Genomic DNA, 13,644 nt, shown 5'->3' with positions numbered 1-13,644 from the left:
TGGGAGGATCGCTTGGTGAAGCAGCAGGACATCGTCATCATCGGCTCGGGGATCGGCGGAGCGACCATCGCTGCCGCGCTTGCTCCTTCTGGCGCCGATATCCTCGTCCTTGAGGCGGGCGGGCATATCGAGGACCGGCCGGAGAACCGCGACCAGCGCGCGATCTTCCAGCGCGGCCACTTCCGGCCAAAGGAATTCTGGTACGAGAGGGATGGCAAGCCGTTCAATCCCGGCAATTACTACAATGTCGGCGGCAATTCGAAGTTCTTCGGAGCGGTCATGGTGCGCTACCGGCGCGAGGATTTTTATGAGATGCAGCATCTGGAAGGCATCTCGCCCGCATGGCCGTTTGCCTACGAAGAACTGGAGCCATGGTATAGCCGGGCGGAGCAGCTTTATCAGGTGCGCGGGCAGATCGGCGAAGACCCTACCGAGCCTGTACATTCGCAGAACTACGCCTTTCCGCCCGTGCCCGACGAGCCGTCGATTGCGCTTGTGCGCGAGCGGATGAAGCGGAACGGCCTGCATCCGTATTCGCTGCCGCTCGGCATCGATATCGAGCGCTGGCTTGCCAAGGCGAAGACGCCCTGGGACGCGCATCCGAACAGTTTCGACGGCAAGATGGATGCCGAGACGATCGGCCTTGCGCTGGCGCTGCAGCATCCGAACGTCCGGCTGCAGACCGGATCGCGGGTGACACGGCTTCAAGCGGCGGCTGACGGCAAGCGCACGAGACGGTTCATTACCGCAAGGATGGCGCCGACGAGGCGGTCTCTCCGAAGCTCGTGATCCTTGCGGCCGGCGCGGTGCAATCCGCCGTCTTGCTGCTGCGCTCGGCGGACGAGAAGAACCCAAAAGGGCTCGCCAACAGCTCGGACCAGGTCGGCCGCAATTTCATGAACCACAATTCGAGCGCCGTGATCGCGGTCTCGCCGACCTATCGAAACGACGCGATCTATCAGAAGACCTTCGGTTTCAACGACTATTACCTCACGGACGGCGAGAGCGGGCCGCCGCTCGGCAATGTCCAGCTGCTCGGCCGCGTTTCCGGCGCCATCCTCAAGGCCAATATGCCGTCGCTGCCGGAATGGATGCTGAACAAACTCTCGGCGCATGCGATCGATTTCTATGCGATGAGCGAGGACATTCCGCATCCCGAAAGCCGCATCATGGTCGATGGCGAGCGCATTCTGTTGCAGTGGGTGCGGACGAACTGGCCGGCGCATCTGATGCTGGTGAAGAAGCTGAAGCAGGCGCTGAGGGCGGCGGGCTTTCCTCTGGTGCTCTCGCGGCCATTCGACAAGCGCACGCCGTCGCATCAGTGCGGCACGATCAGAATCGGCAACGATCCGGCGCAGGCGCCGCTCGACATCTGGTGCCGCGCCTACGACCATCCGAACCTCTTCGTCGTCGATGCGAGCTATCTGCCGACGTCCGCCGCGGTCAATCCGGCGCTGACGGTGGCAGCGCAGGCGCTGCGCGTCGGGGATCATATCCTGCAGAAGGAACTCGCGTGATGGCACAGGGAAGGCGGCCGGTCGCGCTTGTCACCGGAGGGAGACAAGGTATCGGACTGGCTATTGCCGAGGCGTTGGCGAAGGCGGGGCATGACGTCGCGATCACCGGAATAGAGGATGCCGGGGCGAACGATCCGGTGGTCGAGACATTGCGTTCGCTCGGGGTCGACGCCTCTTATCTGAAGGCTGACCTGGCGGACCTTGACGGGCATGCCGCAACCATCGAGGACGTCCTGCAGACATTCGGGGCGATCGACTGCCTGGTGAACAATGCCGGCATCGGCTCGATTGTCCGCGGCGACTTCATCGAGCTGAAGCCGGAGAATTTCGACGCGGTGCTCGACACCAATCTGCGGGGGACGGTGTTCTTCACGCAGGCGGTCGTCAAGGCGATGCTGGCAAGCGGCGCCGGGCAGGCAACCCGTTCGATCGTCAACATCACCTCCGTTTCCTCTGAGCTGACGTCGCCGGAGCGGCTGGACTACTGCATCAGCAAAGCCGGCCTTTCAGCCTTCACCAAGGGATTGGCGGGTGCGGCTTGCCGAGAGCGGCATTGGCGTCTTCGAAGTGCGGCCAGGCATCATCCGCACGGCGATGACGGCGACGGTATCCGAAAAATACGAGGCGTTGATTTCAGGCGGGCTCGTGCCGATGAAACGCTGGGGGAAGGCCGAGGACATCGGCGCGATCGTCGCAGCCCTCGCGTCGGGGAGCTTCGGCTTTGCCACGGGCTCGGTGATCGATGCTGGTGGCGGGCTTTCGATCGGCCGCCTTTGAGCGGGGGATTTGGGATGGCATACGACTACATCATCACCGGCGGCGGCCAGGCGGGCAGCGTTCTCGCCAACCGTCTGAGCGACGATCCAAATGTCAAAGTGCTGCTTTTGGAAGCAGGCGGCAGCGACTGGAACCCGCTGTTCCACATGCCGGCAGGCTTTGCCAAGATGACGAAGGGCGTCGCGAGCTGGGGCTGGGAGACGGTGCCGCAGAGGCACATGAAGGGCAGGGTGCTGCGCTATACGCAGGCCAAGGTCATCGGCGGCGGCTCGTCGATCAATGCGCAGCTCTATACGCGGGGCAATGCCGCCGACTACGATCTCTGGGCCAGCGAGGAGGGCTGCGATGGCTGGGATTATCGCTCCCTTCTGCCCTACTTCAAACGCGCCGAAGACAATCAGCGTTTTGCCGACGACTACCATTCCTATGGCGGACCGCTCGGCGTTTCGATGCCGGTTTCCGCGCTGCCGATTTGCGACGCCTATATCCGGGCGGGGCAAGAGCTCGGCATTCCCTATAACTACGATTTCAACGGCCGGCAGCAGGCGGGCGTCCGCTTCTATCAGCTTACGCAGCGCGACCGCCGCCGCTCCTCGGCCTCGCTCGGCTATTTGTCACCGATCGGAGACAGGGGTAACCTGACCATCCGGATGAATGCCCGCGTTGTGAGGATCGTGATTGAGGGTAGAAAAGCGATCGGCGTCGAGGTTGCCGGACGCAACGGCGTCGAGCTCATCCGCGCCGAGCGGGAGGTCCTCGCTTCTTCTGGTGCTATCGGGTCGCCGAAGCTGCTGCTGCAATCCGGAATCGGGCCTGCGGACCATCTGAAAGCTGTTGGCGTGGATGTGAAGCATGATCTGCCCGGCGTCGGCGGCAATCTGCAGGATCATCTCGACCTCTTCGTCCTTTCCGAATGCACCGGCGACCACACTTATGACGGCGTCGCCAAGCTGCACCGCACGCTTTGGGCGGGCTTGCAATATGTGCTCTTCCGCTCAGGCCCCGTGGCCTCCTCGCTCTTCGAGACCGGCGGCTTTTGGTATGCGGATCCAAACGCGCGGTCCCCCGATGTCCAGTTCCATCTCGGCCTCGGCTCCGGTATCGAGGCGGGCGTCGCCCGGCTGAAGAACGCCGGGGTGACGTTGAATTCCGCTTATTTGCATCCGCGCTCGCGCGGCACCGTGCGTCTCGCATCTGCCGATCCGGCGGATGCGCCGCTGATCGACCCGAATTACTGGAGCGATCCGCATGACCGGAAGATGTCGATCGAGGGCTTGAAGATCGCCCGCGAGATCATGCAGCAGGCGGCGTTGAAGCCTTATGTGCTGGAGGAGAAGCTGCCGGGAAGCGGCGTCGTCACCGACGAGCAGCTTTTCGACTACGGCTGCGCCAATGCCAAGACGGATCACCATCCAGTCGGCACGTGCAAGATGGGCGCGGATGCCATGGCCGTCGTGGGTCTCGATCTGAAGGTGAGGGGGCTGGAGGGACTGCGCGTGTGCGACAGCTCCGTCATGCCGCGTGTTCCCAATACCAACGGTCCGACGATCATGGTCGGGGAGAAGGGAGCCGACATCATTCGCGGGCGCGAACCCTTGCCACGCGCCATCTTCTCCTGGGAACGCAACGACACGCGGCCGAGAGCAAGGTCAGACGTTCGCTAGACAGGTCAGGCGCGAATGAAGAGCGCGCCGACGAGGCCGAAGATAACGATCGATTGAAGGATGAACATCGGCAGTTGATCGGACATGTTTCCCTCCCATGGGCACGATTTTCATGCTTGTTCGGTGACAGTCATGCTGCCGGCCAAAGCCGGAATGCTGGAGGCGAATGCTGCCACGGCATCATGACGAGCGCAAATCACCTTTCCGAATATCGAATTCCTCTTTTTTGCGATCGGAAGAGCAAAAGATGGTATAATCGCTTTCGATGCGATGTGCGGCAGACACCGCTTTGCGAATGTCCGAAGAGGAATAGCATTCGAAACTTAGGCGGTTTTGCAATATTCGAGCGTCGCATCATAACACAGCATGGAACCTTTTATGCACTTAGTAGTTTTAGAGTGTACAGGAGGACTACTATGACCAATGATTTTAATAGACCTGGACCGGATGTTCGTTCGACACCGGGAAGCGACCGCCGGTCACCATGGGCAATGTGGATCGGTATCGCGGCTGTTGTTGTAATCATAGCCCTTGCAGCGATTTACTGGCCGCGCACGAGTGCACCGCCAGCCACACCGCCCGCCGGCGAGACAACAACGACCCAGCCGCCAGCTACAACGCCACCGGCAACGTCGACCGCACCGGCAACGCCACCGGCAACCGAGCCGGCCCCGGCAACTCCGGCACCGGCAACGCCGCCGGCTACCGAACCGGCACCGGCAACACCGCCGGCAACGCCTCCGGCGCAGCAGTAAGGTAATAAAAAGCCCGCCAGAACTGACCCCCGAATGTTGGACATCAACCTTCGGGGGTTTTGCATGTCGAAACACAGCCTGGCTTTTAAGCTTTCTGTTGTCGAGTTTTATGAGAAGGGCGAGCGAGGCGCTCGCAAAGTAGGCCGGCATTTCGGAGCGGCATCGATGCCCACATCGACTGGGCGGCTGCAGTTCGTCGATGAGCACACCCATACGGTCTGGTCGGATTACATCTTCCGGCAGTTGACAGGCGATAGCGGCGTGGGTGCGACGCTCGGGGACTTCAAATCCCGCGTCTTTGGCATCGGCCCGCAGATCGGTTACAAATTCGAAGCCAACGACACCACCGACGGGTATGTGAACCTGAAGGGCTACTGCGAGTTCGGAGCGGAGAACCGTGGCTGACGCTGACAGTCTCACCAGCGGAGAGGTTCGCAGAGTGTTGCAGCGATCAATTGAACCCACCGCCGATTGGGGACGTTCGCCGCCGTCTCAATCGCTATTCGCCGCCTAAGAGATTGGTTGGACACGCCTCCATGTCCCGTCTGCGCTACCAATCCGCGACAATATCGACTATACTTTCGTCCCCTGAATATCTTGGCTTGTTCGTCGGTCGCTCCTTCTCGGGAAGGGGCGCGTCGAAATGTCAGCTTGCAGCAATTAGCTTGATCTCACCATCCATCCGCCATGTGCCGTGGTCGGCGAGGGGTGTTCGGATGAAACCGAAACGACGACACTACTTTTGCCTGGCAGTTGCTCTTGCGATGAGCTTTCCTGCCATCGCCGGCGCGCAGCAGACGTCGGCCAAGACGCCACGAATCGGCCTTCTCGCATGGTCGCCCTGCGGTATGCCGTATGCGAGCGAAACCAGTGAGTTCGGAATGTTCATGCAAGGGCTTCACGACCTGGGTTACACGCTGCACGAACTCAGCTTCGAGTGCCGGAGCGCGAGTAAGCAAGACAGTCGCCTTGCGGCCGCGGCGAGGGACCTGGTGCAGCTCCCCGTGGATGTGATCGTGACATCGTCTCAGCCGGCGGCGCATGCTGCTCAAGGAGCGACCGATGCGATTCCAATCGTGACCATCATCAGCGGTGACCCGGTTGCGGTAGGCTTGGCGAGCAGCCTCGCAAAACCTGGGGGCAATCTCACGGGCGTCACTTATTACGCCACCGAACTAGCTGCCAAACGCCTGCAGCTTTTGATGGAGGCCATACCGGGGCTTGCCACTGTCGGCGTGCTGGCAAACCCGGTGGTGTCATATCTCCCCTTCGAAGCGGACACCAAGCAAGCTGCCCGCCACCTCGGAGTGGCGTTGAGCCTCCAGCAAGTCAGCGAGCCGGGCGAACTCGATGCTGCGTTCTCGCGCATGAAGGCCGATGGCGCTCAAGCTGCCTTCGTGCTTCCCGACCTCATGCTGGCCGACCAGTCGTCGCGAATCGCCGCCTTGGCGATCGAGCATCGCCTGCCCACCATGGCTTGGGGCTCGTGGTACGTTGCAGATGGCTGTCTGATGGCCTATTCGGCTAACTATGGCGAAATGCAACATCGGCTCGCCTTTTATGTCGATCGCATTTTGAAAGGCACCAACCCAGGGGCGTTGCCGATCGAGCAGCCGACGAAGTTCGACTTGTCGGTCAATCTGAAAACAGCCAATGCCCTCGGGATCGAGCTGCCGCAGACCGTTTTGCTGATGGCTGATGAAGTCATCGAGTGAGGATGGTGTGTGGCGTTCGGTCCAGCTCCAAGCCGCCCCGATGCGCCGATCGCTGTTCCGGAAGTACTTCCTCGCCTTCTTCGCTGCGGTCATTGTCCCGCTGGCTGTTAGCGGCATCGGCGACGCCTGGTTCGGCTATCGCGACCAGCGTGCCATGCTCAGCGCTCTACTAAGGGTAGAGGCCACATCGGCGGCCGGCAAAATTCAGAGCTTTCTCGACGGCATCAAGGATCAACTGGGTTGGACGGTCCAGCAATCCTGGACCCAGGATGAGGGACAGCATCGGCTGGATGCATTACGAGTGATGCGACGAGTCCCGGCGATCGTCAGCATCACCCTTGTTGACGATGTCGGCGTCGAACGGCTGCATGTCTCCCGTACTGACTTGAACAGGATGGAAGGCGGATCGGATCGCTCTGGCGATCCTGCTGTCGTGGGAGTTCGTTCGAATGGCACATGGTATGGGCCAGTCACCTTCCGCCATGGCTCCGAACCGTTCATGACCATGGCCATGGCCGGAAACCGCAAGGCAGGTGGCATCGTCGTCGCGGAGATCAACCTGAAGCTTGTCTGGACAGTCGTTTCGGAAATTCGCGTCGGTAGTAGTGGCCGGGCGTTTGTTCTCGATCAGACCGGCCGGCTCATCGCCCACCCCGATATCAGCAAGGTGTTGCAGGGCACTGACGAGAAGACAGCGGCGGCCCTCATCAGATTGCGGGACGAAATTGCCGCCACAGGCGGACAGGCGACCACGGCCCGCAACGCCGAGAATGAACCGGTTGTGACCGCCATGGCGGCGATCCCCAATCTCGGTTGGACCGTGTTCGTGGAGCAGGCGCAGGCCGAGGCTTTCGCACCGCTGTATGCTTCATTGTGGCGGACGGGTGGCCTGCTGTTCGCCGCCGCCGTCTTCGCATCGGCGCTTGCCTACTGGCTTGCCAGGCGGATGACCGGACCAATCCGCCTGCTGGAGGAAGGCACCGAAAAAATCGGTGCTGGACAGTTCGAGCACCGGATCGACATCGCCACAGGAGACGAATTCGAACGGCTAGCGGACCGGTTCAATAAAATGGCGCAAGAACTCGCCGTATCGCGGGATCGTTCAGAGCGGATTGCACGGCTGAAGCGTTTTCTGGCGCCGCAGGTCGCGGAACTCGTCGAAAAGTCCGGCGACGAGAGCGTGCTCGCCGGACAGCGCGCAGAAGTCGTCGCTGTGTTCTGCGATTTACGTGGCTTCACCGCTTTTTCGGCGCACACCGAACCCGAGGAGATCATGCAGGTCTTGCGGGAGTACTATGAGGCACTCGGCGCGATCATTACACGCTACGAGGCCACGCTGACCAACTTCGCGGCAGACGGTTTGATGGTGCTCGTCAACGCCCCGGTGCCATGCGCAGACCCGGCGCTTCGTGCTGTTGAGATGGCGATCGACATGCAGGACGCCATCCAGCGCCTGATCGCCGAATGGCGTCTGCGCGGTCATGTGATTGGCTTCGGCATAGGACTGGCGATGGGATGGGCGACGGTCGGCCGAATTGGTTATGAAGCCCGTGTTGACTACACTGCGATCGGACATGTCGTGAACCTTGCGTCGCGACTCTGTTCGTCCGCCGATGATCAGCAAATCCTCGTCGATCACGCCGTGGCGCAATCCGTGCGTGGCAAAATTTCATTGGTCGCGCTCGGCCCGCGGCAGCTCAAAGGTTTCGATGAGCAAGTACCAGCGTATGAGCTCGGAACGGGAAGCGCTAGGTCGGATGCCATGCCATCCGGATGAGGGTCGAAAAGTTAGGTTTGGCCGTAAGCCTGCGGCAACTTTGCGCCATAATCTCGCGGCCAATTCTCTTGCTCTTTGACAGCGGCCATCGCGTTAGGTGCGGGCGATGGATTCGACTTCATGCGCGTCGACAAGCAGCAGCTTGGGAAAGCTCGATCTTTTATAATGATAACGAGCGATTAGCTTAAACTGTGCGTTTTAGCGATCTGACAACTTCTGGTCAGCATGCACGTCGCGGCCATCGCGCCGAAATTCCGCGGACTAGAAGAGGCGAGCTCGAGGATGGATGAAACGCGATTGCATCCAGTTCTGCGCGTATTAATTGCATGAATTACTTAAACAAGATGGTTGATTGCATTATCGGTGATACTTCTCGTACCGATATTGAATCTAAACATCGAGACCATAGAAAAAATTTCGTTTGCATACTCGAGTTTCATCGATATAAAATATAACTAATAAAAAATATACATGGAAACGCCCTTCTATTCGGCCTGTAGTGTAAAAAGTCAGGATTGGCGAAAATGAAGGACGAAAATCTATTACTTGATCCGCGTGATCATAAGATACTTTCAGTATCAAGGGCACTTGGTTATGTGTTCGCCTTTATGCTGATTTTCACGATCGCCATGGCGATGATCCCCAATCAGTTTTTCATTGTCTCCACGCGCGCAGTCATCAATGCGCCGGTGCAAATGATCGCCTCGCCGATTTACGGCAGGGTGGACAGGATTTCCCTGCAGGTCGGACAAGTCGTCAAGCTCGGCGATGTCATGGCGACGGTCTCCAATCCCAACCAGGACCAGACGTCGCTGACCGGCTTGCGGCTTGAGAAGCTCGATCTCACCGAAAAGCTGAACAATACGAGAAGCGTCGTTCAGGAACGCACCGACCAGCTCCAGAAGGTCAAGAGCCAGATCGCGGACGTCAAGGACGGCGTGATCAGCGAGCTTTCGGCGGTCATCGAGAATGCCCGTTACAACGTGCAGACCTACGAGGCGCGGCTCAATGAACAAAACGCCCTGCTGCAGAGGCAGCTGGTGCTTCTGAAGAAGAAGCTGATCTCCGAGGCCAGCATCGAACCGCAGCGCCAGAAGCGTAACGCCGCGCAGTACGAACTCGACTCCGCGCGCGGCGAACTGCGCCGCAACGAGATTGTCCTGTCGCTCGTCGAACGCGACATCTACACCGGCGGTACCGTCGCCGCCAATCTGCTGACGCTTGAAATGCAGCGCACCAAGCTTGCCGGCGAGATCGCCGAAGACAACATCGAGATCAACCAGATGACGGAGCGCAAGCAGCAGGTCGAAAACCTGATCGCACGGGAGGAGGGTCGGCTTGGCAAGACCGGGGCCGCCGAGGTCGTCGCCGAGCGCCATGGCCAGATCGTCAGCGTCGACGCATCCTTCGGCGATTTCGTGATGCAGGGCCAGCCGGTGGCAAAATCGCTGGATTGCAACGAGGCCTTTGCTGCCGCCGTCTATCGCAGCCGCGATGTGACGTCGCTCGAGATCGGCATGCCGGCGATGGTCAATTTCCGCAGCCTCGGCGTCAAGCGCGACGCCCATATCTACAAGATCGTGCGCTACTTCAACTCAGGCCCGGAAAATCGCTATTACGCGAAGTTTCCGGAAGCCGAAGGCCACGAGGTCTATGTGCTCGTCAAGATCGACGAACCGGCCGGCAAGGGAGGCGGTCCGGCGCATCAGAACAACGACAAATTCTTTGGATGTCATGTTGGCGAGGATGTGATCGTCTCATTGGGCGAGACGATCGTCTCCCGGATCGCCCGCTATTCGAAGCTGGCGATGGACAGGCTGGCGTCGCCCGGGACGATACATTCGGCGTCCGCGCTTTTCGACAAGGCGACGGCGCCGCGCTCAGCCGCTGCCGAACCCACCAATCCGTAACGCTGGTTTTTCCGCTGCATTGATGAGGGTCAACAATGAAGCATCTGAGATCGACCATCAACATAGGACGCTTGCTGCTGCTCGCCGCGGCAGTGATTGTCCTGCCAGCATTCCCGGCGCTTGCCGATAGCGAACATCAGGAGCTTGCCTGCACGCTTTGCGACGGGCTGGCTGCCCAGATGGGCGGCGATCCGGCGCAGCCCTTCGTCCTGCGCAGTTTCGAACCGGCAAACGGCGGCTCGGCGCTCCATCCGGCTCTGGAAAACACCGGCTTTACCTATGACAACGCGCTTGCCCTAATGGCGTTTTACGGCTGCAAGCGAAAGGCCGAAGCGCGCCGCATCGCCGATGCCCTTGTGCTCGCCGTGGAGACGGACCGTCATTATCATGATGGACGGCTGAGAAATGCCTACCGGTCCGGTCCGGTCGTTTCGGGCAAGGAGGGAATGCTGCTGCCCGGCTATTGGAGTGCGGCCAGCAATTCCTGGATCGAGGACGGCTACCAAGTCGGGAGTGCGACGGGCAGCACCGCATGGGGCGCGCTGGCGCTGCTGATGGCCTACGAGGAGACGGAACAGCCGGCCTATCTCGACACCGCACGCAAGATCATGGATTGGATCCATCGCAGCACGGCAGATCCACAAAGCCCGGGTTATTTCGGCGGCTTTTTCGGCCATGAGCCGGCGCCTGAGCGCATGACCTGGAAATCGACGGAACACAATCTGGATATCTACGCCGCGGATAGCTGGCTTGCGCGTCTGGACGCCGGCGGCGACTGGACCCACCGCGGCGACAGCGCTCTGAAGTTCCTTCGTGCCATGTGGGACGACGGCGAGGGGCGCTTCTATATCGGCAGCGCCCCCGACAGCAACGCTCCGAATATCGCGATGTCGGGGCTCGACGCCGAATTGTGGCCGTTGATCGCCGTGCCGGACTTCAAGACCAAGGTCGAGCGGGTCATGGAATGGACCGAGCTTAACCATGGCGTCGATGGCGGCTTCGACTTCAACAGCGACCGGGACGGCATCTGGCTCGAGGGCACGGCGCAGGCAGCACTCGTTCTGCGGCTTGCCGGACAGCCCGAAAAGGCCGAACCCTTGTTCAAGACCATCGCTGCCCAGGTCACGCCCGGCGGACTCATCTATGCGACGGTCAACGAGCAGCTTTCGACAGGCCTTCAGGTCGGTCCCAACTCCTCGCCCGGCGATTTCAAATATTACCGTCTTCCGCATATCGGGGCGACCGGCTGGGCCGTGCTTGCCGCGCTTGACCTCAACCCTTTCCTCGGCCGCGCGGGCCAGGCGCTGATCAGCAAGGATAGCCCATGTCCCCCGAAGTAGTCACTCTCTCGGACGCCATTCTCTTCTCGCTGCTGGCGCTTGCGCTCATCATGGGCTGCGCCTGGCTGCTCGACAGCCGCCGGGGCAAGGATCGCGTCATCTTCGGCATGATCCTCATCGTCATGTTGTTGAATTATCTCTATTTCCGCATCACCAAGACGCTGCCGGACTTCGAATGGAGCGCCTATGCGCTGTGGCCGCGCGCCTATCTCTCTTTCGAAATCGTCGTCATCTTCTATACGGTGCTTTCGATCGTCTTTTTCTTCCGGCGGACGGACCACAGTGCGGCTGCGGACGCGAGCGAACTCACCATCGCCGGCGCCGCATCGCCGCCGGCCGTCGATGTCTTCATCTGCACCTATAATGAAGAGCTATCCATTCTGGAGCGCACGATCCTTGCCGCAAAGGCGATCGACTATCAGAATTTCACTGTCTGGGTGCTCGATGACGGACGCCGCGACTGGCTGGAGGATTATTGCACCGAGGTTGGCGTGCGATATCTGCGGCGCGGCGACAATGTGGGCGCCAAGGGCGGCAATCTCAACAATGCCATCCGGCAGTCGGCGAAGGAGACCAACGCGCCCTTCATCCTCATTCTCGACGCCGATTTTGCGCCGCAACGCGCCATCCTGAAGCGCACCGTCGGCCAGTTCGCCGATCCAGGGATCGGGCTCATCCAGACACCGCAGTTCTACTACAATGCCGACCCCGTCCAGCATAACCTCCTGGCATCGAAGGCATGGGTCGATGACCAGCGCATCTTCTTCGACGTCATGCAGCCGTCGAAGGACGGATGGGGGGCTGCCTTTTGCGTCGGCACGTCCTGCATCGTTCGGCGCGATGCGCTCGGCCTGATTGGCGGCATGCCGCAGGAAACGGTCACGGAGGATATCCACCTGACCTACCGGCTGCTGCAGAAGGGCTTGAAGACCCGCTGGCTGAACGAACGCCTGAGCGTCGGGCTCTCGGCCGAAAGCCTCTCAGGCTATATTACCCAGCGCTGCCGCTGGTGCCTCGGAACCATTCAGGTCGCGCTGCTCCGGGATGGCCCGTTCTTCGGCCGCGGATACACCTTCCTGCAACGGCTGCATTATTTCCACGGACTGCTCTTCTGGTTCTGCCGCCCGTTCATCCTGCTTTTGATGGCAGCGCCGATCCTCTACTACTTCCTCGGCCTGCCGGCGATCCAGATGGAACCGGAAGCCTTCTTCCTCTATGCGCTTCCGATGGTCGGCGGCATGTGGGTATTTCATGCCTGGGTTTCTGGCCGGCGCAGCATGCCGCTCTTTACGGAAGTGTCGCAAATGGTGTCGGCGATCCCTATCACGATCGCCCTGCTTCACGCCCTCATCCATCCGTTCGGGCGGCCGTTCAAGGTCACGGCCAAGGGCGAGGACCGGGCGCGCGTCGATGTTCTTTACCCGATCGCCGGGACGTTCCTCCTGGTCATCATCCTGACGTTCATGGGTATGCTCAACGGTCCCCTGATGGGCACCTACAACGACCTCGACGGCTTCAGCGTCGCGTGGGGCATGGTCGTCATGGTCTATGCCTTCGTTTCCCTGCTCGTTTGCATAGAACTTCCGCGCGAGCCGCTTGACAGCATCCGGTTTCCGGTCGCACGGCAGGCAGATCTTGCACGCGACGGCAATCGTATGCCCTGCACGGTCGACACCATTTCAATCAGCAAGGCCGAGATCACGCTGCATGACAATCGGACGGCCGGGCAGATTCGTGCAGGCGACATCGTGATCTTTTCGCCCTTCGCCGACTTCGACGTCGCGGGCAGGGTGAGCGGCGTGGATAGGGCGCGCCTCGGCCTATCCATGTCCATCGTCGCAGTCCGGGACCGCCGCTACGACTGGGAAATCCGGCAGACCGCCGAGGATGTACGCCGGAAGATGATCCAGCGCCTGTTCAGCGAGATGCCGCAGGCCATGCCCACCCGCGCCTATCCGCTGGCCGCCATCCGCGGCCTCTGGCGCCGCGCGTTCGATCGCCCCTCGAAGCTTGCCGGTAGCATCGAAAAGCACGCCGTCAGCGTCAGATCGCGGCAGGCTCTGCTACGGTGGCGGAGGTCGCGTGTTGCACCAAGGGCGCCGCTTTTGCGGATCGGAGCGGCGAGTGCTGCGCCGCCTCTGGCGGAGTGAGCGGAACGACTGCTAACGCTTGGTCCGGATGCCTCAGGA

Annotated in this window: 8 protein-coding genes and 2 pseudogenes; 9 read left to right on the top strand and 1 reads right to left on the bottom strand. The window is 60.7% G+C overall.

All coding sequences use genetic code 11. The annotated features are described in order from the left end of the window. The first annotated feature begins 12 nt into the window (after positions 1–12). The 3 genes and pseudogenes from ISN39_RS11120 (at position 13) to ISN39_RS11110 (ending at position 3,958) form a co-directional block, all read left to right on the top strand. Positions 13–1,517: pseudogene (locus ISN39_RS11120) on the top strand (GMC family oxidoreductase). Beyond that, a pseudogene (locus ISN39_RS11115) lies at positions 1,517–2,294 on the top strand (3-ketoacyl-ACP reductase). The pseudogenes ISN39_RS11120 and ISN39_RS11115 overlap by 1 nt, the downstream one beginning before the upstream one ends. A gap of 14 nt (positions 2,295–2,308) precedes the next feature. Then, positions 2,309–3,958, top strand: coding sequence for a GMC family oxidoreductase N-terminal domain-containing protein (locus ISN39_RS11110; protein ID WP_194727539.1), 1,650 nt, complete (start codon positions 2,309–2,311; stop codon positions 3,956–3,958). 541 nt (positions 3,959–4,499) lie between these two features. Here the strand turns inward: ISN39_RS11110 and ISN39_RS11105 are convergent. Further along, complete coding sequence (locus tag ISN39_RS11105; protein ID WP_194727538.1) at positions 4,500–4,757, bottom strand: hypothetical protein; 258 nt, start codon at positions 4,755–4,757, stop codon at positions 4,500–4,502. Positions 4,758–4,878: 121 nt separating this feature from the next. Here ISN39_RS11105 and ISN39_RS11100 point away from each other — a divergent pair, with 121 nt between their 5' ends. The 6 genes from ISN39_RS11100 (at position 4,879) to ISN39_RS11075 (ending at position 13,605) form a co-directional block, all read left to right on the top strand. Further along, entirely contained in the window at positions 4,879–5,118 is a 240-nt protein-coding gene (locus ISN39_RS11100) for a transporter (RefSeq protein ID WP_246763185.1), read from the top strand. 311 nt (positions 5,119–5,429) lie between these two features. Then, the gene (locus ISN39_RS11095; protein ID WP_194727537.1) at positions 5,430–6,428 is read left to right on the top strand and encodes an ABC transporter substrate-binding protein; all 999 of its coding nucleotides are present in this window, start codon (positions 5,430–5,432) and stop codon (positions 6,426–6,428) included. A 7-nt stretch (positions 6,429–6,435) separates the two neighbouring features. Continuing rightward, on the top strand, positions 6,436–8,205 hold the full coding sequence (locus ISN39_RS11090; RefSeq protein WP_194730159.1) for an adenylate/guanylate cyclase domain-containing protein: 1,770 nt from the start codon (positions 6,436–6,438) through the stop codon (positions 8,203–8,205). A gap of 524 nt (positions 8,206–8,729) precedes the next feature. Continuing rightward, positions 8,730–10,115, top strand: a complete 1,386-nt coding sequence (locus ISN39_RS11085; RefSeq protein ID WP_194727536.1) for an HlyD family efflux transporter periplasmic adaptor subunit — start codon at positions 8,730–8,732, stop codon at positions 10,113–10,115. Between the two features lie 35 nt (positions 10,116–10,150). Further along, positions 10,151–11,455 (top strand): hypothetical protein, encoded by a 1,305-nt coding sequence (locus tag ISN39_RS11080; RefSeq protein ID WP_194727535.1) that lies wholly within the window; start codon positions 10,151–10,153, stop codon positions 11,453–11,455. Next, positions 11,440–13,605, top strand: a complete 2,166-nt coding sequence (locus ISN39_RS11075) for a cellulose synthase catalytic subunit (RefSeq protein ID WP_194727534.1) — start codon at positions 11,440–11,442, stop codon at positions 13,603–13,605. Before ISN39_RS11080 ends, ISN39_RS11075 begins: the two co-directional genes overlap by 16 nt. Positions 13,606–13,644: the final 39 nt, after the last annotated feature.

The sequence above is a fragment of the Rhizobium sp. 007 genome (assembly GCF_015353075.1).
Lineage (GTDB): Bacteria > Pseudomonadota > Alphaproteobacteria > Rhizobiales > Rhizobiaceae > Rhizobium.
Note: the sequence above shows the minus strand (reverse complement) of the source record. Positions and strands in the feature narration are given on the sequence as shown.

Bases quoted from the DNA above. Each gene is read 5' to 3' on its own strand.
- ISN39_RS11110 (WP_194727539.1), top strand. From the start codon at position 2,309: ATGGCATACGACTACATCATCACCGGCGGCGGCCAGGCGGGCAGCGTT.
- ISN39_RS11105 (WP_194727538.1), bottom strand. From the start codon at position 4,757: ATGTCCAACATTCGGGGGTCAGTTCTGGCGGGCTTTTTATTACCTTAC.
- ISN39_RS11100 (WP_246763185.1), top strand. From the start codon at position 4,879: ATGCCCACATCGACTGGGCGGCTGCAGTTCGTCGATGAGCACACCCAT.
- ISN39_RS11095 (WP_194727537.1), top strand. From the start codon at position 5,430: ATGAAACCGAAACGACGACACTACTTTTGCCTGGCAGTTGCTCTTGCG.
- ISN39_RS11085 (WP_194727536.1), top strand. From the start codon at position 8,730: ATGAAGGACGAAAATCTATTACTTGATCCGCGTGATCATAAGATACTT.
- ISN39_RS11080 (WP_194727535.1), top strand. From the start codon at position 10,151: ATGAAGCATCTGAGATCGACCATCAACATAGGACGCTTGCTGCTGCTC.
- ISN39_RS11075 (WP_194727534.1), top strand. From the start codon at position 11,440: ATGTCCCCCGAAGTAGTCACTCTCTCGGACGCCATTCTCTTCTCGCTG.